Here is a 24,108-nt window from a genome sequence, read left to right on the forward strand (position 1 = left end):
GAATGGTTGCGGCCACGAACAGGACAGTTATAGATGATGAAACGGGCATGACGATTTCAACAGTTGCTATAAAACCGCAAAGGACTGTATGATGGTTGCAGCAGAATTAAAATAAAAAAACCCGACCATTGGGCCGGGTTTTTCAATCTGAATCATCTATTTACTTCACCGTCAAAGTATATTGCGGTGTCTTATTCAAGGGGCAGAAGTAGGTGTAGGTACCTTTAGCCAGAGTAACCTGGTTAGAGGTTTGGATCTCACCTTCCTTTACTACTTGAGTTACATAAGCTTCCTTAATATGATTTTCGGGTTTGGATGCATCTTTTCCCTGTGGTACCAATACAAACCCTACATCTGTACCAGCTTGACGGTTCGAGATTTCGAATACATAAGTTCCTTCATTAAGGGTCACACTCTTTTGGGTGAATTCACCTGGTGTCTGTTCCAAAGAAACTGTTTTCACTTCCTTAGACATTTTGTCTTGGGCATAGGTGCTTACGCTAGCGGTAAGAACGAGTACTAAAATGGCAATTACTTTTTTCATTTGTTTTGTTTTAATAATTAGTGTTTTGATTATTTTTTATTCTGCAGCTACTTCCAATGGCTGTGCTACTGGAAAATCTACTGGGATCTGGGTAGTACTATGAATATAGTTTGAGATGGTTTTTTCACCTACCTGAACAATGGCGTCTATTAGGTTCCCTTTGCTGTATCCTGCATTTAGGAAGTTATCGACTACTACTTGGTCCGCGTGACCACGGTTCTCCGTTAGGTTTTGGGATAGTCTTGCCAAAGCATCCAATTTGTTGTCAAAGGAAGCGCGTCCGGTTCTTAATTCAAGGATCTGTTCATCTGTGAAACCGTTCATTTTACCAATAGCGGTATGTGCGCTTAAACAATAAAGACAGTTGTTTTCCTGACTTACAGCTAGGTTCACAACTTCACGTTCCTTAGCCGTTAATGACGTTTTTGAGCCTGAAAAGTTGAGGTAGTTTTCTAGGGCCGTATCACTATAGGCATAGGTGGCATAAAGATTAGGGACGAATCCTAATTTTCCTTTTAGGGAATCGAAAATTACTTGATTGTTTTCACTTACGTCTTCTCTGGTGGGTACATTAAATGTGCTCATTTTTTATTTTGATTTTTAGGTCGATCGTTTCCAATCGATGGTATTAAACTTTAAATTTTATCTCGTACAAAGATCTATCCGAAGGAATAGCTAAACCATGGAGGTTTTTCCCGATAGATTGTCAATTATTCCTTTGAAGGAACAAATGGTTTTTCTGCGTCACAATAATAATCGTGCAGGGATTTATGCTCACAATGTGTTTTTGGGAGGAGTCTATTGAATGCCTCTTTTTTCCCGTTTCGGAATATTTCTATTAAATTGAATAGGGATTTATGTGTTTTGATCATTGTTCTGTGTTTTTTTAATTACAGTACAAAGATGCGGTCAAAAGTAATGGAGAAGAATAGTAGAAATTCCCGATGAATTGTCAAAAATTCCCTAAGCTACCAAAGCAGCTTCTTTCTTAAATTGTGAAGGGGAGACGCCAGTTTGCTTTTTGAAGAGACGGCTTAAGTGGGAGGCGTCATCGAAGCCTACCTCATAGGCTATTTCCTTTGCGGATTTGTCGGTATAGCGCAACAAACGCTTTGTTTCCAGGATGATTCGATCGTGAATGATCTTTAACGGGCTTTTATCCAATTTTCCGAAGGAATTCGACAAAGTCTTGGGCGATTTGTGCAGTAAATCTGCATAAAAAGTGACGCTATGTTCCTTTTTAAAATGGGTTTCTACCAATAGGTTGAATTGTCTTAGTAATTCAATTTTGGTTTCGTACAGGTTTTGGGTGGCGCCACTTCGCTTTAGTAATCGGGTCGTTTTAATAATAAAACGCGCCATGAGCATACGGAGCATTTCTGCCTGAATGGTATCGCTGGTTTCCAATTCATCCAGAAAGATCTCATGGAGCAATTCAAATTTTTGCTGATCTTCCGGAATCAAGGAGATGACGGGAATGTGCTCATTTCCGAAGAATAGTAACCCAACGCAACTTACCTCCTTGTCGTGATCCTTAATGCAGTAGAATTCACGATTGAACTGATATATTCTGAGATGTTCCCCACGAATATATTGGATATGCTGAATAGGGGTAAGCGAAAGTATACTATGAGGGGGGACCACCGTTGGAATACCATCTATGGCGAATACGGCCTCTTGGTCCTGGGTCCATATAAAGGAAAAAGACCCTAGTTCTTTGGAGGATGAAAAGTCATATAGTAGCGATTCGTTCCCAATATTTAGGAACGCTCCAGTAGAAAATTCAGTAAACCTTTTTTGCATAGGAAATGGGTCGGATTCTTATGTGAAACTTACAGTATGGTTACATTTCATTTGTAAAATTAAATACTTCCATGCATATTTGCACCGCAATGAACAGAATAGTACATAGTGCACCGATAGGACAGATGAATCTGTCGAAAATTCGTTATACAGAAGATATCTGGTTACGGGAAGGGGCGTTATGTACATATTTTTCAAGTTAGAAATTACTTAAAATAGATATATGTTACAGAGCGTCCACTAAAATGGGCGCTTTTTTTATGAATTTTTTTGAATGAAAATAAACGTGTTGTAATTACATAAAGGCAAGTCTCATTGAACAGTAAAAAATTGATCGTAAGTCAATTACAAAAAATGAGCATTATCCGAAAGTTTCGGACCAGGAGGCCTATGTTTTTAGTTAAACATAAGTAATTGATAATCAGTAAAATAAATTCAAAATTTTGTTTGGAAATTAAAAAAATGATTTCATCTTTGCACCGCATTTGAAACAAACACAAATGTCAAAAAGTGAGTTTAACTATATACAGAATGCCATGCTATTAAAAGGCTTTACACACCCAGCGAATGGGCAAGATTTTACCCTTAGGGAATGGCTTCGAGATTTTAATTAGAACAGATCATACTTCTATGAAAGAATCCGAAGCAGTAGATACCGTTTCGGATTTTTTTATGTCCATTTAGGACACCTATCGTTCCGTTACGGTTTACAAAGAGAATTCAGAAGTCAACTTCTGATATCAAATTTAAAACAGACGTAATGGAAGCAAATACACATAACATTTATTTGTTCAAGGCATTAGATGCCTATTCATATAGTATTGAGGAAACCATGGAAGCATTGAATTATGCGCTTTCCTATGATCCTCAAAATACAGAGGCCTTATACCTCATGGCTCAAGTATATGGATTTCAGTTAAAGGACTATGAAACCTCCAAAGGGTATTTCGAAAAGCTAATGGGCATAGATATTCACATGACGAAAATGTACCCAGATTATATCTGCGTATTGATTCGAAATGAAGATTATCCACAGGCGCAACGGTTATTGGAATTCGCCCTTACGGTAAAAGGAACGGATAAAGCACTTTTGCGATTGTTGCAAGGTCAACTCTTAGAAAGCCAAAAAGTGCTCAAGGCTGCCATGGCTGCCTTTGAGTTGGCTAAGGAAGAGTGCGGTAATTCGCAGTTCATACATTTTGTGGAAGGTGAAATTGCACGAGTTAAGAATAAGCGTTCCTCGAAAAAGGACAAAAAGAAGAAGAACAAAAAAAGAAAGGAGAAGAAAAGTACATCCAGAAAGAAAAAATAATGGATGGGCTAAGGGAAAGCACCCGTGGGAGGGACGGGTGCAGTTCGGCAAGCCGACCTGGCAGGATGTTCATCCTGCCTTTCCCAAACCTAAAGTATCGTAGCTCAAAGGCTAGAGCACCCGGTTGTCTCCCGGGCGGGTATGGGTTCGAGTCCCATCGATACTGCAAAGAAGTCTTGGGACGAGAAGTTTATCCTGAGCGAGGTCGAAGGGAGTCCCATCGATACTGCAAAACCCTTTTGCATAAAAGGAAGCGTGTCTGCCTGCCATAACGGGAGTTTCGGTTCGAATCTGGAAAGGGGCATAATGAGGTATAGCTTAACTGGCTAAAGCACCGGGCTTTTAACCTGGGTGATCGGGGTTCGACTCCCTGTGCCTCAACAACGGAATAGTAGCAAAGCAGGTCTATGCGCTGGATTGAAGTTCCAGAGATACAGGTTCGATTCCTGTCTGTTCCTCACCAAGCGAGTCTAGTTGTGTGTCTCTGTATGGCACTATTGTATGACCGGTTGCCAAGGGTATGACCGTGTTATGTTCAACTTTACTTGGAGGTTTAGGCTATTGCCAAAAATAGCTGCCAATCAATAGGTCGCGGGTTCGACTCCCGCTCTCAAACCATTTTTTGAGATAGTTCAGTTAGGCAAGAACAATTGATCCAAATGCGCAGGTTCGAATCCTGTCGAGCCCGCTAGAATAAAAAATATGGGCTCGTAGCTCAGTGGTAGAGCACTGCACTTAGGATGCAGGATGTAATCCTTTAAAGATTACCATTCACCAAGAAGGTCAACTTGTAAAAAAGACCATCACCCTGCCGGGGTTTAAATGGCACAAAGGCGAAACTAGGGATGATCCGTATTCTATTTCCCAGGAAATAAAATACAAGTCCCGATTGTTCTTTGAACCGTGATTTATTGACGTATGCAAAGCCATAGCTTTTTCAACGGCAACTGGAGCCGCAACAAGTATCCCCAGGGATATCAGTTCCTGTTCAAGTCCCTGAAAACCCCATTGCAGGTTATACGGCAAGGATTTCGGTTCCGTACACGAAGGATGATGGTCCCTACTTTGCCTTTTAACTAGTAGAAAAGATAGTATTCCCGTTACGAATACGATCGATCTAAATATGTGTAACCGTTTGCCTTATGGCGAACATAAAATTGAGAACAATGAAACGAGTTCGAATGAATGCTGGACAAGCAGGTTTGGTCTTCAAAAATGGAGATTACAAACGAGTATTGACAGAGGGAGTGTACTGGTTAAACCTTGGTGAAACCGTAATTAAGTACAATCTTGCCGTTGCTTTTCAGAACAGTACCGTAGCATTAGAGGTTTTGCTACGTGATGAGAAATTGGCGGGCATGTTACACGTGATTGACGTATTGGATAATGAGTTGGTCATTGTGTTCAAAAATGGCAAGTACATGCAAACCCTTAAAGCAGGACGTTATGTGTTCTGGAAAGGGTTGGTAGATTACACCTTTACCAGTGCCGATTTGGGTAAGCTTTACATTACTGAGGCAATTGACAAGGCCTTGTTTGCCAAATACGATTTAGCACCATACGTCCGTACCTTCGAGGTAGCGGCTTATGAAAAAGCTGTTTTGTTGGTAGACGATAATTATGTAAAAACCTTGATTGGTGGTACCTATCGATTCTGGAGAAATGACACTTCCATTAAAATTGCAAAAGTAGATTTGAGACAATTGCAAATGGAAGTGGCCGGACAGGAATTGTTAACGAAGGACAAGGCCGCTATCCGTATTAATTTTAATACGCAGTACAAGGTAACGGATGTGGAAAGGGCAGTCCTTAAAAATAAGGACTACGCAAAACAATTGTATGTAATCATGCAGTTGGCCTTGCGGGCTTATATTGGAACCTATACTTTGGACGAATTGTTGGAAAACAAGGAGGTCATTGCGAAAGCTGTGTTTGAGGACACAAAAACAGCCGCAACGAAGTTAGGGGTTACTATAATTGACTGCGGTATCCGTGATGTGATTTTAACAGGGGAAATGAAGGAGATCATGAACCGTGTATTGGTGGCGCAAAAACAAGCACAAGCCAATGTTATTTCACGTCGTGAAGAAACTGCCTCTACCCGAAGCTTGTTGAATACGGCCAAATTAATGGAGGACAATGAAATGCTTTACAAATTGAAGGAGATGGAATATGTAGAAAAGATCGCCGAAAAGATCGGTGAGATTACCGTTAATGGAAATGGCGGTATGGTAAAGCAGTTGAAAGAAATATTTACCACAAGTAAATAAAGACCAAAAGGCGCAATTATTGATTGCGCCTTTTTTAAATAAAAAACCGCCAAAAGTTGTAATAACTTTCAGCGGTCCATTTCATAGCAATTAATTAAGTAGGCAGGTTGTAGGTCAAGTGTACTATAAAAAATCTTTCTACTAATCAACGATGTAAAAGTATACCTTATTATAGCATTACTAGTGGCTTATGAGAAAAATATGATATAAATAAGCACGCTTTTATGAGATTACGGGTTACTTTTGAGTGATTTTATTAGAAGTTATGAGAAATTTGATTTTCTGCCTCATAGGGTGTCTTTGTTTTTCATTAGGGTATGCACAGGATGCAGATAGCCTAGAGATTGCTCAGTCTAAAAAAAATCTTCAGTTTCAACTAAACACTAACGAAGTAAAAGATTCCGACAAGATAGATTTATTGCATGAATTGGGGGAATTGTATTATGGAGAAGAAAATGACAGTGCTTATTACTATCTAGAAAGTGCTCTCAACCTTTCCAAGCTGCGAAACGATACTTTGAAAATTACGAGCTCCTATGTCAAATTAAGTTTGGTCGGAATTTACATTGATGACTATGATGCAGCTCTTTCATATATAGATAGCACATTCATGTATGCCGATAAAACCGATCCTAGATACTTTGGTAGTGTAGGGTGGGCATATAGTATAGAGGGTATTGTATATAACAATTATGAGAAAATGGCCTTGGCCTTGGAAAATATTCTTTTGGCCAATAGTTTTTTGGACAAGGCTGAAAAAGATGAAGATACCGAGGAGTATATGCTGGAGAACTACAACGACCTATCCATTGTTTACTATAATATAGAATCCTACGAAACCGCTGCGAAATATGCGAGGACGGCATTGGATAAGGCCAAGGAGGCAGAGAATGATTATTACATAGCCGAGAACCACAATATGTTGGGTCTCATTTATAATGCTCAGAAAGAATACGAATTGGCCGAAATGCATCTGGATAGTGCCAATGTAGGCTTCGAGGTTGCTGGTAATGAAGAAGGTAAAATGAGCGCTGCAAGTAACCGTGGTTTTCTATACCGCAGCCAAGGCATGTACCAGAAAGCAAAAGTGGAATACCTAAAAGCCTTAGAATTAAGTAAGGAATTGGAGGATGTATATTCACGCGTAACTGCATATACGGATCTAGTGGACGTATACAACTCCACCTTCGAATTACAAAAAGCAAAAGCCTATTTGGATTCGGCAAGAATGTATACTTCCGAATGGGTAATCCCCAATTTCGACACGAATATTGCCCTGCTGCAATCCAAGATCCTGGAAAAGGAAAATAATATAAACGGAGGGATTGAAATTTTGACGGAAGCTTTGAAAGGCGAGGAGCTAAAAACCTTCAAGCAATCCGAATTGGATGTATATGAAGAATTGTCCCGTCTACACAAGAAACGGGGAGACTATGAGAATGGGTTACGGTATTTCGAGAAGTACACTGCCTTAAAAGATACATTACAGCAGAAGATACAGAATGATAGACTTAATGTGCTTAGGGTAGAGCAAAACTACAATCAGGTGGTAGCGGAGCTGGAAAATACAGAGACCCGTTTGCAACTGGCCAATATTGAGAAGAAGGGATTTAAAACCCGTCAATACTTTATCATAGGCATTGCCATCATGCTCATATTATTTGCAGTATTCCTTTTCTTCAGGGAGCGAAAGCTAAATGCTACAAGACGCGATGCGTTGCGTTCCAACCAGGAAGTCCTTAAACTGAAGAAGGCCGCATTGGATACCGAAATGCGCTTCAAGAATAAGCAGATTACCGAATTTGCCATCCATATTTCGGAAAAAAATGAATTGCTCGAGAAGATAAAGTCTAGGCTACGCGGTATTAAAGTAACCAATGAAACATATCGTGAAATGGTGAACGATGCACTGCACTTTATTAATAGTGATATTGAGCAGAATAAAGAAAAAGTGCAATTGTACCAGCATATCGACGAAACCACAGATTCTTTTGGGGCAAAAATTGAACAGCTCTATCCCAATTTATCTTCCAAGGAAAAGAAAGTGGCGATTATGCTTCGTTTGGGGCAAACCTCAAAGCAAATAGGTGTTCAGCTTAATATTAGTCCTGCCAGTGTGGATAACTATCGCTATAACCTTCGAAAGAAAATGGAGATTCCAAAGGGGAAATCACTCAAATCCTTTATTCAGAATTTGTAATTAAAAGAATATCTCCTGAGCCACACGATAGGTGTTCGCATGTGCTTCAATAATAGTTTTTATATCTGGGGAGTACCCACCTCCCATACTTACTTGAACGGGAATGCGTAGGTCTTTACAGGTTTGTAGTACGAATCGATCCCTTTCCTTGCAACCTTCTATGGTACAGGCCAGCCTACCTAGTTTGTCGGTCCCTAGAATGTCTACACCACTTAAATAGAAAATGAAATCGGGTTGTTGTGATTGAATTAACCTCGGAAGGGTTTCTTTTAAAGTGGTCAGGTAATGATCATCTCGAGTACCATCTTCCAGGCCAATATCCAAATCACTTGCCTCTTTTTTAAAAGGATAATTCTTACCCCCGTGCATGGAAAAAGTGAAAACACGAGGTTCATTTTGAAATATTTGTGCTGTACCATTGCCTTGGTGCACATCTAAATCTACTATTAAAACCTTCTTGGCTTTATGGTGGCTTAAAAGATATTGGGCTCCCACTGCCTGATCATTGAACAGGCAAAAGGCTTCCCCACGATCCGTATAGGCATGGTGCGTACCTCCAGCAATATTCATGGCGATACCATTTTGCAAGGCATACTCGCATCCTTCGATGGTTCCCTGAGTGATACACTCCTCGCGCTCCACCAATTTTTGGGAAAGCGGGAACCCGATTTTACGGATGGCCTTTTTGTCAAGTGAAAGATTCCTGAGGGAAGACACATATTCGGCCGTATGGACCGCTAAAACGTACTCCTCTTCTAAAGGTTCGGGGACAAAGAAATTTTCTTCCGTACACGTTCCTTCCAACAATAATTGCTGGTGCAATAACTCGTATTTAGACATGGGAAATCGATGTCCCAATGGGAGATTGTGTTTAAAGATAGGATGGTAGGCTATCTTAAGCACGTTTTAATTTATAGTAGCCCCATTATCCACACCAGCATCATCTGGATTCACAAAAACCAATTTCCCTTCTGGTGTTTCGGTCATTAAGATCATTCCTTGGCTTTCTACCCCACGAAGTGGCCTTGGTGCTAAATTGACCAAGACGGTCACTTTTTTGCCTACTATTTCCTCAGGAGTGAAGCTTTCGGCAATACCCGAAACTATGGTGCGTACATCGATACCCGTATCTACTTTTAGTACCAATAACTTTTTGGTCTTCGGCATTTTTTCGGCTTCGATAATAGTTCCTACACGCATATCAAGTTTGGTAAAATCATCAAATTGAATGGTATCTTTCTGTGGAATCACCTCCTTAGCTTCTGCTTCATTGGCAGCCTTGCTAGCTTCTAATTTGTCCAATTGTTGTTGAATTTGTGTGTCCTCAATTTTACTGAAAAGCAACTCGCTCTTGCCAATGGTATGACCAGAGGGTAATAGTGGTTCTTCTTGTGTTACATTAACCCAAGCAATAGGATGCCCCACCTCCGAATGCTGCAAAATACGCTTTAGTTTCCCTGAAGTATGTGGCAAGAATGGCTCGCTCAAAACGGCAAGTGCACTGGCAATTTGCAATGCGACGAACATGACCGTTTTGGTTCGTTCAGGATCGGTTTTTATGCTTTTCCAGGGTTCTTCATCTGCTAAGTACTTATTACCTAGCCGGGCTACATTCATCAATTCCTGCTGTGCTTCACGGAAGCGATATCTTTCCAATGAACTTGAAATGATGGCAGGGTATGCCCTGAGTTCGGTTAACGTTTGAAGGTCAACTTCAGAAAAGTCATTAGGTGTCGGGATGCTCCCCTCATAGTACTTGTGGGTAAGTACCGCAACGCGGTTTATGAAGTTACCGAAGATAGCGACCAATTCACTGTTGTTGCGCTGTTGAAAATCGGACCATGTAAAATCATTGTCCTTGGTTTCCGGTGCGTTTGCCGTAAGCACATATCTAAGGACATCTTGTTGTCCCGGGAATTCCTCCAAGTACTCATGTAACCAAACCGCCCAGTTCTTACTGGTGGATATTTTATTGCTTTCAAGGTTTAGGAATTCATTCGCAGGTACGTTCTCCGGAAGAATATAGCTTCCCTCTCCTTTCAGCATACTAGGGAAGATGATACAGTGAAAAACGATATTGTCCTTACCAATAAAGTGAAGCAATTTGGTGCCTTCATCTTTCCAATAGAGCTCCCAATTTTTTCCTTGTTCTGCTGCCCATTCTTTGGTGGCGGAGATATATCCAATGGGAGCATCGAACCAAACGTAAAGCACTTTACCTTCTGCGCCATCCACGGGTACGGGAATCCCCCAGTCTAAATCCCGGGTTACCGCACGGGGGTGCAGGCCATCATCTATCCAAGACTTGCACTGTCCATATACATTTGTTTTCCAATCTTTTTTATGACCTTTCAGTATCCAATCATTGAGCCAATCTTGGTAATCGTTCAAGGGCAAAAACCAGTGTTTGGTTTCCTTAAGAACAGGCTTACTACCCGAAATGGCACTTTTTGGATTAATGAGGTCTACTGCATTGTGGGATGTTCCACAATTCTCGCACTGGTCTCCATAGCTTTCTTCGTTGCCGCATTTAGGACAAGTTCCGATCACAAAACGATCTGCCAGAAACTGGTGTGCCTCTTCGTCGTACAATTGCTCGGTAACCTCTTCAATAAATTTACCGTCATCGTAGAGTTTTTTGAAGAATTCGGATGCAGTTTCATGATGTATTTTGGCTGAGGTCCTAGAGTAATTATCAAACGAAATTCCGAATTCCTGAAACGATTTCTTTATGATTTCATGGTATTTATCTACCACTTCCTGGGGTGTAATACCCTCCTTTTTTGCCTTCAAGGTAATGGGTACGCCATGCTCATCGCTTCCACACACAAATGCTACATCCTTACCTTGAATTCGTTGGTAACGCGCATAGATATCTGCGGGAATGTATACCCCTGCCAAATGACCTATATGAACAGGGCCATTGGTATAGGGCAATGCCGCTGTGATGGTGTACCGTTTCGGATCTTGACTCATCGTTCCAATTTTGAAAAAGCAAAAGTAAGGATTTTATAACTCAGGGAGACTATTCGAAAAAAGAAAAGCTCCTTGTGTTTAGGAGCTTTTTCGTTGGTTTCGAATGTATTTATTGAATCAAAATCGACTTGCTGTAATTCTGACCACCTGTTTGAATTCTATAGATATATTGTCCAAAACTAAGTCGGGTGTTTACACTGGCTTTGACGTCTATTTTATGACGCCCAGCAAATAACATCTCGTTCTTCAACTTGGCGACTTCGCGTCCGGTTATATCAAAAAGGCGAATATCCACATTTGCTGTTACCGGCATTTGCAATTCTATATAGGTGGTGTTGTTCTGGTATGTGGGACGATGTGCCATTCGGGTTACATTGGCAAAATCATTGCCCCCTAGTATTTCGCAATTAAATCCAAGATCAAGGTTTTGATATGTTTCCCCAAGTAAAATTAGGTCCAATACGGACGGGTCTAAACAAAACCAATGGGTGAGTACACTGCTATATACATCCCTAAAATCTGTAGACGGAAGTAGGTTATCGTCTTGATCCCACGTACTTAAATCGGGATGTTGGTTTATAAAGCCATTTCCTTCCAAAGCGGGACCAAATAAAAGAACCGGAGAGGCAGCGCCATGATCCGTCCCGTTACTTCCATTTTCATAAGGGCGCCTTCCAAATTCTGAAATGGTCATGCCCAAGACTTTATCATCTAGCCCAGAGGCGGCCAAGTCCTGAAAGAAAAGATCCATGGAGTTGGAAAGGTCCTCGAGCAAGGTTTGGTGTTCTTCCAATTGGTTGGCGTGCGTATCGAAACCATTCAATGTTACCATATATACTTTGGTACCTAGGTTGCCCTTGATCATCCTTGCGACAATGGCCAATTGACTCGCCAAATCTTCCTCTCCGTAATCCACATCATTGGTAGAAGCCATATAAGCTTGGTTTATGATGTCTGCGTAAAAGAAAGTGGTATTGGTGGTAGCCCGCATGAACAGGAGTTTATCTCCATACACACAATCGGGAATATCCATGACATCATGGACGGTTCCATTTTCGGCTATATTGGCCAGCTGATCTGGATTGGCAACGGTAAAGGCATAATTGGTTTCATTCCCTTCAAAAATGAGATTCCCTATACTACCAATTTGCATAGCAGGAGGAATTTCAGGTGGATTAATAATGTAATCTGGGTACAAATCCTCGAAATAACGTCCCCACCAACCTGTGGGTTCAAAATTAATTTCATCGGTAGAAGCCCAAATATCCGAACTTCGGAAATGGGATAGGTTTTGCTCAGGATACCCCACACCATGCACAACTTTCATTTTGCCATCTCCCCACATGGACTCCAGGGAGTTCATATAATTCGGGATGCCAAAGTCGGCATTCAACATAGTCAAATCATTTTGTTGATGCCGAATCGTAGGACGTAGATTGGCGTATACATCGTAATCATACACTGGTACAATGGTATTGAGGCCATCATTACCTCCTTTTAATCGTACGATGACCAAAATGCGGTCATTTTCATTCTCGGCAAGGGCTACGGATAACGGCGAGGGTTTGGCTGCAGAAATATTGGCAGCGCCTAAAGTCATACTTCCAGCTCCGGCCAGTCCCAGGGCCTGTATAAAAGTTCTTCTATTCCACTTACTGTGTTCTTGGTCATGCACAAACTTCTCTTCTGCTTCAGAAGTCTTCTTTTTGGGTATATCGTGAGAGTTACACATAATCGTAGGCTATTTGAGTTGAAATTCGGGCATTTGGGCAATATGTACCAGCAATAGGAAGCATTGATATGGGGCAGTGGACCAACTTAGATTCCATGTTCCATCATCATAATAGTTCTGTGGGATATCCCACTTAAAAATATCGGTAGCGATTACATAATCACTTTCCGTATATAAGGTCTTTGGTACAAAATGATCTACCATTACCTGCGTAATGAACTCAGGATCATTGCTGTCATTGGAAAGGTTCCTGGCCAAGTCAACCAGTGTGAACTCATAACCGCTATTGTAAAGGTAAAATAGGTAGAATTCCATGAGTTGCCAACGGCCTCCGAGGGTAGACCCGTTAATCCAAGCTTCGTCCCGTTGCCATCCTGAAACATCTGGGGGATCATAAATTTCTTGCCCCATGAGTCCTGCATAATATAGGAAGGCTTCCATAACTTCATCGTTGTAGAAGAAGGTGGTTTCGTTAGCATATGTAAAAATGACATCGATCGGGCTTTTAATAATTACACCCACAGCTCTATCATCAAAAAAGTGTTCACTTTTAAAAAGCAATTTGAGCATGGGGACCAATTCGAAATCATTATCTATTAATTCTTGGGCCAGTGGCTGGATAATTTCCAGTTCAATTACTTCATCTACCGAAGGGCTCACGAAAAATTTGTAAAGTTTTGTGCAAATGAAGGTGGCAATCTCATTAGGGCGCTGTTCAAAAAGAATATTGATTAAATCATCATACCCCCAATTTCCCTCTTGTCCGAAAATAGTCTTTACTCCATCATCGAAGGTGATTGCGTCAAAATAGATGTCACCCCCAAAATCATCCCAATGGTTATAGCCCGTCAAGGCACGGGAAGCATTTAGGATATCATCTTGGTCGTATCCAATTCCTTCCCCCATAGTAAAGAGCTCGAACAGTTCCCGGGCATAGTTTTCATTGGGGTTAAAGTTGGTGTTTTCGAAACCGTTCAGGTACAGTAACATATTATTATCTATACCTACCTGCCGTACAAATTCCTTAAAGTTTCCTAATGCAAAGGTCTGCATTAGGTTATAGTATTGAAACATATAAGGAGCATAGAAAACAGTTTCCAATTCGGTAACGAAGTGACTCATCCAGAATAGGGTGAGTCTTCCGCGAAGGTCTTCAGAAATGATATGATTTCCAGTGGCAACGCGCCAGTCGAAAATGTACTGTTCGTTCTCGGTTTCGAAATCGGTAAAATCATCCAGTGCCCAATTGCCCCATATGGGAGCAGCAGCAGGGGGTAGGTTGAATGCGGTATCCACCAAATTGTCTATGAATTCACCCGGAGTAAGGGTTAAGGCGTCATCAACCCGCGTTGTTGAAGCTCCATATCCCAATCTTCTAAAAACGTGTTTTACTTTAGATAAGTTCCATGGATTTCCTGCATCGGGAACAAATGGCGATAGCGTAGATGTATTGCATGAGGGGTTTGTAGCAATTTCCATTGACAATGTTTTTTGGGGTACTTGTGGTTAAATATACTGAATAGTAGCCTTTTATTGCAAATAGGACTCTGTTTTAACGCAATGGTTTAATACTAATTATAAATTAAGACGAAGGATTTCTGAAGAAGGTCCCCATATAGCAAGTACGTTTCCCACATTGGCCGCATTCGGTGACTTGGACTGCGATGGGGATATCGATTTTGTGCACACTTTCAACCTTTTTTCAGGATTGGGACCTATAAACGCTAATAATGTTTGGCTCAACAACGGGGATAATACCTTTGTTTTATACAATTCTGTTGGAACCAGTCAAACAGATCCTGTCCTCTCTTTAACTGAAAACGATGGCTTGAATCTAAAGTTATACCCCAATCCAGCTAAGGATTATTTGGCCATAGTTAGTGAGACTAACAGCGCGATATCGGAATTTGAAATTTATGATATGAACGGCAAGTACCTGAATTTAAAGAAAAACATGCTGAGTGGGAACGTGAACGTTTCGAATCTTTCGAATTGAGTGTATTTTTGTAAAGTCACTATAGAACAAAGAATTACTAAGGTCCTGAAATTCATTAAATTATATGTGGATTCTGCTCACTGATACTAATATCTTAACTAGTGTTATTTTTAATTTCGAGGGCTCTTTTTTAGTGTTAATTTCAATTCATCTATTGCATATTTACATCACGTACTACGATTATTCTTTAATTATCGATTTTTGAATAGAACCATCCGTTTTTGAATTGAAAACCATAATATAAATACCAGGATTAAGTTTCGACAAATCGTAGGTGTCCTGATAGTTGAAGTTGGTCACCAATCTTCCTGATAGGTCAAAGACCTGCACTCTCTCATAGGGCAGAGATGAAACTACCGAAAGGCTCTCTTGTATTGGGTTGGGAAAAACAGTTAGTTCAAAATTGGTATTTTCTGAAACTCCCAAGATATCTACTACTGTTACTATAGCCGTTTCGCTATTGGTATTGTTGCTTCCATCCGTAGCAGTTAATGTCACAACTTGATCACCTATGGTTGTAAAGGTGTCAATATCCAACTCTAGGCTTAGGATCGAACAGTTGTCACTACTTCCATTATCTACATCTTCAGGGACTATGGACACAGAGGGATTACCGTTTAATCCAACAGTGATGTTTTGGGTAATCATGGTTGGTGTCATATCATCAATAACTGTAACGATTGCAGTTGCTGAAGCTGAATTACCTGAGAGATCGGTAACGGTAAGGGTAACCTCGTTATCCCCTATATCATTACAGAAAAATGAATAGGTATCGAGTTCAAAAACCAAAAGGTCAAAAGGGGTAAGGTTGTCTGAGGAACCGTTATCGATATCAAGCGGTTCGATCACAACCGCACCGTTTCCGTCCAAAAAGACGGTAATATCTTGTGTAAGAACTGTGGGTGGGTCTGTATCTGGGTCACCGTTTACTGTAACCTGGATTTCCACATATTCTGAGTTCCCCAAATCTGATGTCCTTCTGGCACGAAGTGTATGGGTTCCTGGGTCCGTCCAAAGCACAGAAGCTTTGTAATTTTGGAAATCAGGATCGAGAACAAGCCCTCCGCCTGATAGAAGATCCCATTCGGTATCCGCAAATTCATCCTGTGAAAGGAAATATTCAGCTTCGGTTCCGACATCGACCACCTCTGGTCCTTCCAAAAATGCAGGAGCAAAAGGGGTTGTGGGTTTTATCCTTTTGATAAAGGCATAGTCATAAAGGGTAAAACTCCCATCAGGTTCCACAAAGAAAGGGGGGACAGATGTGCTTGCTTCGTCTACCCTGAACATAAGGTTGGTGTAATTTGCCCCATTGTCATTTGTATAATGGGTGTTAAATTCTCCAACCATTGCAACATAGCTTGAACTGTTGACACTTTTTACCGTCTTTACGTGTTCGGGAGCATTTACTTCGGTTAATATGGATGTATTGAGATCATACAAAAAAGCCGATCCTGTAACCGGGAACCTTGGGATCACTATAAGACGGTTTTCATCGGAAAAATCAAAAGCATCATCAAAATAATCAAAAAAGTGGGTGGGTATATTGAATAAAAATGTCCAGTTTTCCCCACCATCCTCTGTCTTATAGATTTCTGGGGTTTCAGTGACTTCGTTTTCACCATATAGATACCCAACGGAATCTGAAATGAACTGGCTACGGTAAGAAGAGATCCCACTTGGGATAGGTAATTCCTCCCATGTAACTCCCTGATCAATACTACGAAGAACGAATGCTCCCGATTCTACAAAGATGACATCTTCAGAAACCTGTTGCCATAGAATAAACGGAGCGAAGGGATGGTCCGTAATTACGGGGCTTTCTGTAAAAGTTTGACCTCCATCATTGGATTCAGAAATTATTATGCCATTACCTGAATTAATAGGATCAAAATAACGGACGTGGCAAATAAAATTCCCATCGGCATAAGTTACTTCCCCTCCGGAATCATAGGTGTTTGTAACCTGCCAGCTTGTGCCATTATCATATGAATGAACGATATGGAATTTTGTGTTCCCAGCTTCTGCGATAACATCTGACCTAACATAGGTATTGGGTGCTACCTTGTTCAGGTATCTCATTGAACCATTACCGGTTCCCTCCAGATGACTGGCATCGTCAACGGGAAGCCAAGTATTCCCAGCGTCAAGTGTCTTGAATATAAAACGCCCCATTGATGATGAAGCTTGTCTCCTTCGTCCAACTATAAACCCTATATTGTCATTAAGGAACTCGATGTTGTTAATGTATCCCTGCTGGTAGATAGCCCTGCTTTCCTGATTGGAACCGTCTACATTTGCCATTCTAATACTATCATCCCAACCAGCAAAGGAGCCATAATATATTTTCGATCCTTGAACCTTAAAGCGCTCGGAGCCCTGCGTAAAATCTAGGGAAGACCATGTGTTTCCAGCGTCATTTGTGCTGTGCACTGTATAAATACCTGAAGCATTTTCAGCATACATATAACCGATGTTTTCATCCACAAACTGCATCGAATTTACATTGGCCTGATTTGGCAGGGTCGTAATGGGATCCCAAGTAATTCCACCATCTATTGTATAGCGGTTACCACCACCGTTACCAGCCTGTAGAAAGCCCTCAGTAGGACTGACAAAATGCATCCTGATCCAAGGGTTGAACCCGCCAAAATCCACAATGTTGGAGGGTACCTCTTGCCAGCTTGCCCCTAGGTCGGTAGATTTATAGAGAAAAGTGGTAAAAGTTGTGGAAGTGCCCACACGATTTCTTCCTGCCAAATAGCCCACCCCGTCTATAAACTGTAGCCTTAAAAAATCCTCGTTACCTGTAATTGAGGGAATTTGGGTCCAGCTAAGCCCTTTGTCCGTAGTTCTCCAAATGGATCCCTTGGCTCCTATCGCAACCCCTATTTGGTCATTGACTATTTGTATGGATTTGACAGTATTAAAACCCTCCAAAATATTTACTGAAGTTAACGTCCAAGAATCTCCTTGGTCGCCGGAGCTAAGTATTGATTTTCCGCCAACTGCAGTGACATGGTTTTCATCCCATATTCCAATATCATAAAGAGAACTGTTTAATGATTCGGCGGTATTTTGGCCTATGGCTATGGTCCTTAAAAGTATTAGTAAGAGTAGTGTGAAAAGCTGCTTCTTATACATGGTATTTCTTTTGAATTAAAGAGCGTTTTTTAGGAGTTCAAATATAACTGAAATATACAATTCTTGGTGCATATCTTTAATAGATGCTTTGAACCTGTTGGTATTTTTTGCAAAGACAAAGTTGTTTGTGTACTACATCTATTTTCCCCATTATTCTAGAATTAGGGGATTTTTCCTTTTCTTTCCAAGCCCATGCCCCTACAAGCGAAACATTACGTTTTTCGACTAGTTGTTTCAGGGTCCTTACATGATCCATTCGCTTTTGTTTAATAACATTGGCAAGAGTCTTGATCGTTTCCGGACATCTATTAGGTTTCGGAGGTTTAACATGTATATTTATCACTTTCCAAATGGGCAACAAAACGCAATGGTTTAATACTAATTATAAATTAAGACGAAGGATTTCTGAAGAGGGTTACACTCTAGGTCATTTCATTCTGATTTTGTAGATAGGGTATTTTGTGTTCCTCAAAGTCCTTACGAAGCAGGCAATTGTACTCAAAAGTATTGTACAATTCTATGAGTTTATGATAGATGTGCAGTTTAAGCTCTAACTGGTTCTCTGCTTTTTTGGTGCGTAAGCTAAGTTGTCTTATTTCTTCAGATTTCTTTTCAATCTCATCTTCAAAATTAAGTGTAGTGTACTTCTTTTTGTCCAAAATATTCAATTGAAATGCGCGTCGAATAGTATTATACCAAGAATTTGTTCCAAGGGTTCGGAACACATTTTTTTTCATCCTCAACATATCGTTTCTAGAGATCTCTAAGATTTTGCAAACCTTTCGTTCTTCGCAAATCCCGATATACATAAGTTCGACTAGCTTTCTTTCTTTTACGGATAATTTCATGTTCTTGGATTTAAATTGTTCAATAGCCCTATTGAATTCGAGCTCATGGCTGCAATTTTCCATAAACTCATATAGAATAGGGTTTAGCTTCTTTTTATTTGGAAGGTGTTTTTTGAAATGTTCGTCATATATGCGAATCGAGAAATTCGATGCTATTTCTATGATGGAATCTTCGACAAAATCCTTTGGGGAGAGTATCTCGGCGGTAAATCCTTTTTTAATCAAGGAACTCCAGTTCTTAACGCGGAATTTTAGTTGAATATCTTTGGTGATCGTGTCGATCATTTGAGAGTCTAGGTTAAAGTATTCCAAAAACTGAGTTTCGCCATAACCATAGGTAAAGAGTTTCAGGTATGAAAGCTCCTGTGTGGTAAACTTGCTCTTATTCATGCTCCAATTGTTGAATTTGGGAAATGCCTTTATATAGAGGCTCCTCTTTTTCCTGAAAAGCACATTGCCAAATACTTGGTGAGCTCATTTTGTATGGCGAACTTTGATGGAATCGTTCTTTTCCTTTGTGATAATGATTCTGAATTTTCCATGAACATTCTAGATACCGTTCGGTTCGCTAAGGCTTTTACCTCGTCTATCACATAATCTTTCGGATGTAGCAACTTATTTCTAAAAGCCATGGCTATAATGTCCTGCCAATTGCTACAATCTAATTTTAGTTCGATCGTTGATCGGATTAATTCTAGTTTGTAACTAGAAGTATCCATGATGAAGCAAATGCGTACCCTGGAGAATCCAAATGCCAGTAACTTGAGGTAAAGGAGCTCTTTATTGTTCAACTTGTGTATACTATCTTCCATGCGTTCAATTTAGATTGTCTCCTAAATTTCTGCTTAAATTTTGGATTTACATAGCGTAATGTAATAAGTGAGCCATATACGTTATGGTGATTCGATTTCAGTTAATAAGTGCAATTTCGCAAGTTTCGTTTTTTCATGTTTTTTGGATGCAAGTCTACTCATATTCCTAAAACAACTTCTGGTCTGTATAAAGGAAAGGGGAGTTCTTTTGAACTCCCCTTGCAGTTAGAATTAACCAAAAAGTGGTCAATCGTTTATTTAACAATTATGAATTCACTTCTTCTATTTCGCTGGTGTTCGATATCTGAGCAACCAACACCATTGCTGCAGCCATTTTTTAGCTGTGTTTCACCGTAGCCCCTTCCGGTCAACCTGGAACGGTCAATACCAGCTCTCGCTATGTAATTGATGGTCGATTGAGCACGGCGATTCGATAAATTCATGTTGTAACTGTCCGAAGCCCGACTATCCGTATGCGATCTCACATCAATCTTGAGGGATGGATTGTTCCTCATGATGGCAATTACCTTTTGCAGTTCTACCTCGGCATCGGGGCGGATGTAGTCTTTGTCCAGATCAAAGAAGATTGGATTTAAGATTAACCCTATATCGTTACCTTCAACAAGATCTATGGTTCTTCTATCCAGAAGTACATCTGTACTTGATATGCCATGTAAAGGTTCTTTCGTAAGATCTTCGGCTGTTTGATATCCATTTTTCTCCGCACGGACGAATTTTGCATTCTGACAATCCATTTCATCAAATTCATAGAGCCCCGCGCTTACTACTTTTTGTGTAATGACCTCATTATTGGCATTGATCAGGGAAACCAAAACATTGTCAAGGATATCCCCTGTTTTTTTGTCCCTAACAACCCCACGATAGGCCACGGAGCAGGGGACTTCGTAGTTTTCGTTTTCTGCGAATGAATAAATATCATCACTTTGTGAACCTATTCTGTTCGAGGCAAAATAACCTTTTTTGGTGTCAGTATGTATCATGAGAGCGAAGTCGTCCATGGGGCTGTTTATGGGTTTTCCCATATTGCTTACCTTCCCGTAATCTCCGTTATCATTGGCCTTGGAACTGTAAATATCCAAACCGCCCAGGTTTGCTACGTGCCCGTTCGATGCAAAGTAAAAGGTGCCGTCTTCTGCAACAAATGGAAACATTTCATCTCCTGGAGTGTTGAAACCAGACATATTAAGTGGCGCGCCAAAACTACCATCTGCCATCAAGGTTACTTGGTAAATATCCGTTCCTCCCTTACTGCCATTTCCCGGCATGTCACTCACAAAGTATAGCATGCTGTCATCGGCACTTAAGGCTGGGTGTCCTATAGAATAGTCGCTATTATTGAAGGGTAGTTCGATCACATTGTCCCAATTCCCATCTATATTTTGCGCTATATATAGCTTAAGGCGAGTGGTTTTATTTTGGTCTTTTCCCCTTTTCTTTCCATCGTAGTCATTACGTGTAAAGAACATGGTTTTACCATCTTTTGTAATGGCCAAAGATCCCTCGTTGAATCGGGTATTTAATGTATTCCCAAGGTTGTCCAGACTACCACCGTCGAGTTTAAAAATATCGGAGGTGGGTTCGTCATTCCAAGGGGTTCTTTTTGTGTCATCGGATCCCGAAATTACATATAATTCATCACCCTTAAGGAATGCGGGATAGTCTGAGTTTTTGGTATTGAAACCTACGCTATTGCTAATGTATCTGTTCGAGTTTTTTTCTATGGTACTCAAATAATCGTCGGAATTCGCATACGACAATCCCTGACTGCTATAAAATTGTTTCAATAAAACATCCGCATCCTTATAGTTTCCGTTGGCTTTGAGGGATTGACCGTACCTAAATTGGTATTCTGGGCTCAGATTTGCTGTTGTACCAGCTAATTTCCCGTACCATTTGGCAGCCTCGGTGTAGTCTGCATTGAAATAATAGCCATCCCCAAGTTTTTTGAAGAGATCGGCATCTTCAAATCCCTTATCCGCCACTTTCTCGTATATATCCAATGCATCGATATAAGCAAGGTCATCGAATTTTCGATCTGCCTTTTTCAGTGTCGCTTTTTGTGCGGTTACAGAACTTAACACAAACAACGAACTACATATCCATATAAATAATCGTTTTTTCATTTTAAATAATTTTTAAAAGAATCTTGGTGATAGAAATCGTTGTGTTCGTCCACGTCCACCCAATTCAAAGCGCAGAAAGACTTCATGCGAACCCGAATTGAAGTTTGCCAGTTCCTGAATACCATAATCATAGGCATACCCTATAAACATTCCCTCGGTTACCTGAAACCCTGCCAGTCCACTTATGGCTGCATCAAGCCTATAGGCCGCACCCAGTGTTAGCTTGTCATAGAACATGAAATTAGCCGATAGATCGATCGCCGCCGGAGCACCGGAAACGAACTTTCCTAGAACTGCAGGTTTAAATTTTGTATGATCGCTAAGTTGAAATACATATCCTGCGATGGTGTACAAACTTGCCCGCTCGGATGCGTTAGAAACCGTATTATCATCATAATGTGTGGTCTCTAGTATATTAGGTACAGAGGCCCCAACGTACCAAGTTTCATCATCGTGCAAGAAAAGTCCTGCCCCTACGACTGGCGTGAGCCTGTTGTCGATATTGAATTGTTGCAATGCATCGTCGGGATGGTAAATGTTAAGTAAGGAGTAGTCTACATTAAGCAGGTTGATACCTCCTTTTAATCCAAATCCTAGCTTCACTTTGTCATTTAAGGGTATGGTATAGGAAAAGTCTGCTGCAATTAAGCTTTCATCGGCAGGGCCCGCTTTATCTTTGTAGGCGCTTAGTCCCAGTCCAACCCGTTCGTCATCGCCAAGAGGGGTGCTTAATCCTACATTAAATGTTTCGGGGGCACCGTCCAGTCCTACCCATTGGTTTCGATACAATCCTGTAATGCCAAACACTCCTCGGGATCCTGCATAGGCAGGGTTTATCGTCTGTGTGTTGTACATGTACTGAGTGTACTGGGAATCCTGCTGTGCCTGTACATCGATTTGGAAGGTCATAATGACGACCCAAGCCCAAAAGGCACGGAGGAGAATTCCTTTCTTATATGTTATATAATGTTTCATGTGTTCCGTTTTAATCTTCGGTAGTTAAATAAAGGAATCCAGCCTTCTTCACGCGATTCGTTGAACCGTTGTTGCTATAATCGTAGCTCAACACGTAGTAGTAGGTTCCTGTGGGCAGTTGGTTGTCTCCTGCAATGGTTAGTCGGCCGTCGGAATAACCTTCGAAAACATTTCCTCCTGCGTTCGTGCCGTAGTCATCGGTGGCATAAACCTCCACTCCCCATCGGTTGAATATTTCTACACGGTTATTGGCCAAGTTCTCTATACCATCTATAAAGAAGAAGTCGTTTCTTCCATCCCCATTGGGGGTTACCCCGTTATAGATGACCACATCACCGTCTAGGATGATTCCTTCGTTCACCCTTGCAAGGGTGAAAATTCCGTAATCTTCCAAGCGCAATGGCGTTGTTACTGTTTTGTTGTCCACATCTACGACTCCGCCTTCATCTACCCATAGTTGTTGGGCTTCATCCCAACGTGCAATATGAATGGACGATTGTGGATTCATTACTACCTCATTGGGTGTGGTGCTTCCTTCTTCCCAAGACAGGGTGAGTAGGATATCGCTAGTACCTGCATCCCGTGTTACGGTCCAAAACTCGGCATTGTCGAGGAGGGTAATTACCCCAGCTACCGAGGCAGTTGGGGTTTCCCCGTTGATGGTTAGTCCCACTGGGTTTTCGAAATAGTATTTGGCGGTAAAGGCATCTCCCAGATTGTCCGGGGCACTTATGGCCGCGAACCTAAACAGTTGTTTGTCTCCTATGGGATATACGAAATCGTCATCCCCATCTTTCTCTACATGACCATCTACATGACTTCCGTCATAGACCCCTCGATGATAGGCATCGTCTTCGAAAATGACCAGACCACCAAAATCATCATTCTTTACAATGCCTTCGTTAAAATCTGCCTCGTTGGCGATGCTTATTTCACTACTTAATTCGAAGGATGATGTATCGCTCGAACTATTGTCGAACAGGACATTATAGAAATAACTGATGTTCCCACCGGTAAGTTGCTGTACCGCGCTTCCTTCGAAACGGGTAAGCCCTTCCTCTCCATTGCTGAAATCTACCAGGCCATCGTTGTTAAAATGGGCATAGATAAATGCCTCTCCATCATTCACAAAACTGGCTCCGGGTTTGTTGTCCAAATCACTCACCGTGGAGAACTGGGTGTCTGCACTAATGCTTACTACTCCGGTATTCACGGTTTGTGCGAAAGATGCAATTGGCAGGCACAGCAGTACAAACAGCAATTGTTTGTTCATTGTGTTATATAGTTTCATACTATTATGTTTTGTAATTGGGAAAGGACGGTCCTGAAAAAAATACTCATTGACCCAAACA

Annotated in this window: 18 protein-coding genes and 5 tRNA genes; 9 read left to right on the plus strand and 14 right to left on the minus strand. The window is 41.0% G+C overall.

Features of this window, described 5'->3' with window-relative positions; all coding sequences use genetic code 11:
* Positions 1–160 precede the first annotated feature (160 nt).
* From AC6JAD_RS07765 to AC6JAD_RS07780, 4 genes are all read right to left on the minus strand, one after another.
* Positions 161–544 (minus strand): hypothetical protein, encoded by a 384-nt coding sequence (locus tag AC6JAD_RS07765; protein ID WP_461304675.1) that lies wholly within the window; start codon positions 542–544, stop codon positions 161–163.
* Positions 545–580: 36 nt separating this feature from the next.
* A complete protein-coding gene (locus AC6JAD_RS07770) occupies positions 581–1,129 on the minus strand; it encodes a carboxymuconolactone decarboxylase family protein (RefSeq protein WP_461304676.1) in 549 nt (182 codons plus the stop codon).
* 125 nt (positions 1,130–1,254) lie between these two features.
* A complete protein-coding gene (locus AC6JAD_RS07775) occupies positions 1,255–1,416 on the minus strand; it encodes a hypothetical protein (RefSeq protein ID WP_461304677.1) in 162 nt (53 codons plus the stop codon).
* Between the two features lie 91 nt (positions 1,417–1,507).
* The gene (locus tag AC6JAD_RS07780; RefSeq protein WP_461304678.1) at positions 1,508–2,347 is read right to left on the minus strand and encodes a helix-turn-helix domain-containing protein; all 840 of its coding nucleotides are present in this window, start codon (positions 2,345–2,347) and stop codon (positions 1,508–1,510) included.
* A 760-nt stretch (positions 2,348–3,107) separates the two neighbouring features.
* Between AC6JAD_RS07780 and AC6JAD_RS07785 the strand changes: the two genes are divergently transcribed.
* From AC6JAD_RS07785 to AC6JAD_RS07820, 8 genes are all read left to right on the plus strand, one after another.
* Positions 3,108–3,659 carry a tetratricopeptide repeat protein gene (locus AC6JAD_RS07785; protein ID WP_461304679.1) on the plus strand — a complete coding sequence of 184 codons (552 nt, stop codon included), beginning with the start codon at positions 3,108–3,110 and terminating at the stop codon, positions 3,657–3,659.
* 93 nt (positions 3,660–3,752) lie between these two features.
* Positions 3,753–3,825 (plus strand) — tRNA-Asp (locus AC6JAD_RS07790).
* Positions 3,826–3,966: 141 nt separating this feature from the next.
* Positions 3,967–4,040: transfer RNA gene (locus AC6JAD_RS07795), tRNA-Lys, on the plus strand.
* A 4-nt stretch (positions 4,041–4,044) separates the two neighbouring features.
* Positions 4,045–4,117, plus strand: a tRNA-Phe gene (locus tag AC6JAD_RS07800).
* Between the two features lie 171 nt (positions 4,118–4,288).
* A tRNA-OTHER gene (locus AC6JAD_RS07805) sits at positions 4,289–4,344 on the plus strand.
* 24 nt (positions 4,345–4,368) lie between these two features.
* Positions 4,369–4,436, plus strand: a tRNA-Leu gene (locus AC6JAD_RS07810).
* A 389-nt stretch (positions 4,437–4,825) separates the two neighbouring features.
* The gene (locus AC6JAD_RS07815) at positions 4,826–5,929 is read left to right on the plus strand and encodes a slipin family protein (RefSeq protein WP_461304680.1); all 1,104 of its coding nucleotides are present in this window, start codon (positions 4,826–4,828) and stop codon (positions 5,927–5,929) included.
* 265 nt (positions 5,930–6,194) lie between these two features.
* On the plus strand, positions 6,195–8,129 hold the full coding sequence (locus tag AC6JAD_RS07820; protein WP_461304681.1) for a tetratricopeptide repeat protein: 1,935 nt from the start codon (positions 6,195–6,197) through the stop codon (positions 8,127–8,129).
* On the opposite strand, the gene AC6JAD_RS07825 is transcribed toward AC6JAD_RS07820, so the two are convergent.
* From AC6JAD_RS07825 to AC6JAD_RS07840, 4 genes are all read right to left on the minus strand, one after another.
* Complete coding sequence (locus AC6JAD_RS07825; protein WP_461304682.1) at positions 8,130–9,032, minus strand: histone deacetylase family protein; 903 nt, start codon at positions 9,030–9,032, stop codon at positions 8,130–8,132. It lies immediately after the preceding gene.
* A gap of 3 nt (positions 9,033–9,035) precedes the next feature.
* Entirely contained in the window at positions 9,036–11,105 is a 2,070-nt protein-coding gene (metG, locus tag AC6JAD_RS07830; RefSeq protein WP_461304683.1) for a methionine--tRNA ligase, read from the minus strand.
* A 109-nt stretch (positions 11,106–11,214) separates the two neighbouring features.
* Complete coding sequence (locus AC6JAD_RS07835; protein ID WP_461304684.1) at positions 11,215–12,837, minus strand: DUF1501 domain-containing protein; 1,623 nt, start codon at positions 12,835–12,837, stop codon at positions 11,215–11,217.
* A 9-nt stretch (positions 12,838–12,846) separates the two neighbouring features.
* Positions 12,847–14,316, minus strand: a complete 1,470-nt coding sequence (locus AC6JAD_RS07840) for a DUF1800 domain-containing protein (RefSeq protein ID WP_461304685.1) — start codon at positions 14,314–14,316, stop codon at positions 12,847–12,849.
* A 157-nt stretch (positions 14,317–14,473) separates the two neighbouring features.
* Between AC6JAD_RS07840 and AC6JAD_RS07845 the strand changes: the two genes are divergently transcribed.
* The gene (locus AC6JAD_RS07845) at positions 14,474–14,833 is read left to right on the plus strand and encodes a T9SS type A sorting domain-containing protein (protein WP_461304686.1); all 360 of its coding nucleotides are present in this window, start codon (positions 14,474–14,476) and stop codon (positions 14,831–14,833) included.
* 180 nt (positions 14,834–15,013) lie between these two features.
* Here the strand turns inward: AC6JAD_RS07845 and AC6JAD_RS07850 are convergent, their stop codons facing one another.
* The 6 genes from AC6JAD_RS07850 to AC6JAD_RS07875 form a co-directional block, all read right to left on the minus strand.
* Positions 15,014–17,977, minus strand: a complete 2,964-nt coding sequence (locus AC6JAD_RS07850; protein WP_461304687.1) for a T9SS type A sorting domain-containing protein — start codon at positions 17,975–17,977, stop codon at positions 15,014–15,016.
* A 422-nt stretch (positions 17,978–18,399) separates the two neighbouring features.
* Positions 18,400–19,215 carry a hypothetical protein gene (locus AC6JAD_RS07855; RefSeq protein WP_461304688.1) on the minus strand — a complete coding sequence of 272 codons (816 nt, stop codon included), beginning with the start codon at positions 19,213–19,215 and terminating at the stop codon, positions 18,400–18,402.
* Between the two features lie 29 nt (positions 19,216–19,244).
* The gene (locus AC6JAD_RS07860) at positions 19,245–19,637 is read right to left on the minus strand and encodes a hypothetical protein (protein ID WP_461304689.1); all 393 of its coding nucleotides are present in this window, start codon (positions 19,635–19,637) and stop codon (positions 19,245–19,247) included.
* Between the two features lie 254 nt (positions 19,638–19,891).
* Positions 19,892–21,781, minus strand: coding sequence for an OmpA family protein (locus AC6JAD_RS07865; protein WP_461304690.1), 1,890 nt, complete (start codon positions 21,779–21,781; stop codon positions 19,892–19,894).
* 12 nt (positions 21,782–21,793) lie between these two features.
* Complete coding sequence (locus tag AC6JAD_RS07870) at positions 21,794–22,756, minus strand: PorP/SprF family type IX secretion system membrane protein (RefSeq protein WP_461304691.1); 963 nt, start codon at positions 22,754–22,756, stop codon at positions 21,794–21,796.
* A 10-nt stretch (positions 22,757–22,766) separates the two neighbouring features.
* Entirely contained in the window at positions 22,767–24,047 is a 1,281-nt protein-coding gene (locus AC6JAD_RS07875; RefSeq protein ID WP_461304692.1) for a T9SS type B sorting domain-containing protein, read from the minus strand.
* Positions 24,048–24,108 lie beyond the last annotated feature (61 nt).

This window comes from Aureisphaera sp. (genome assembly GCF_059726885.1).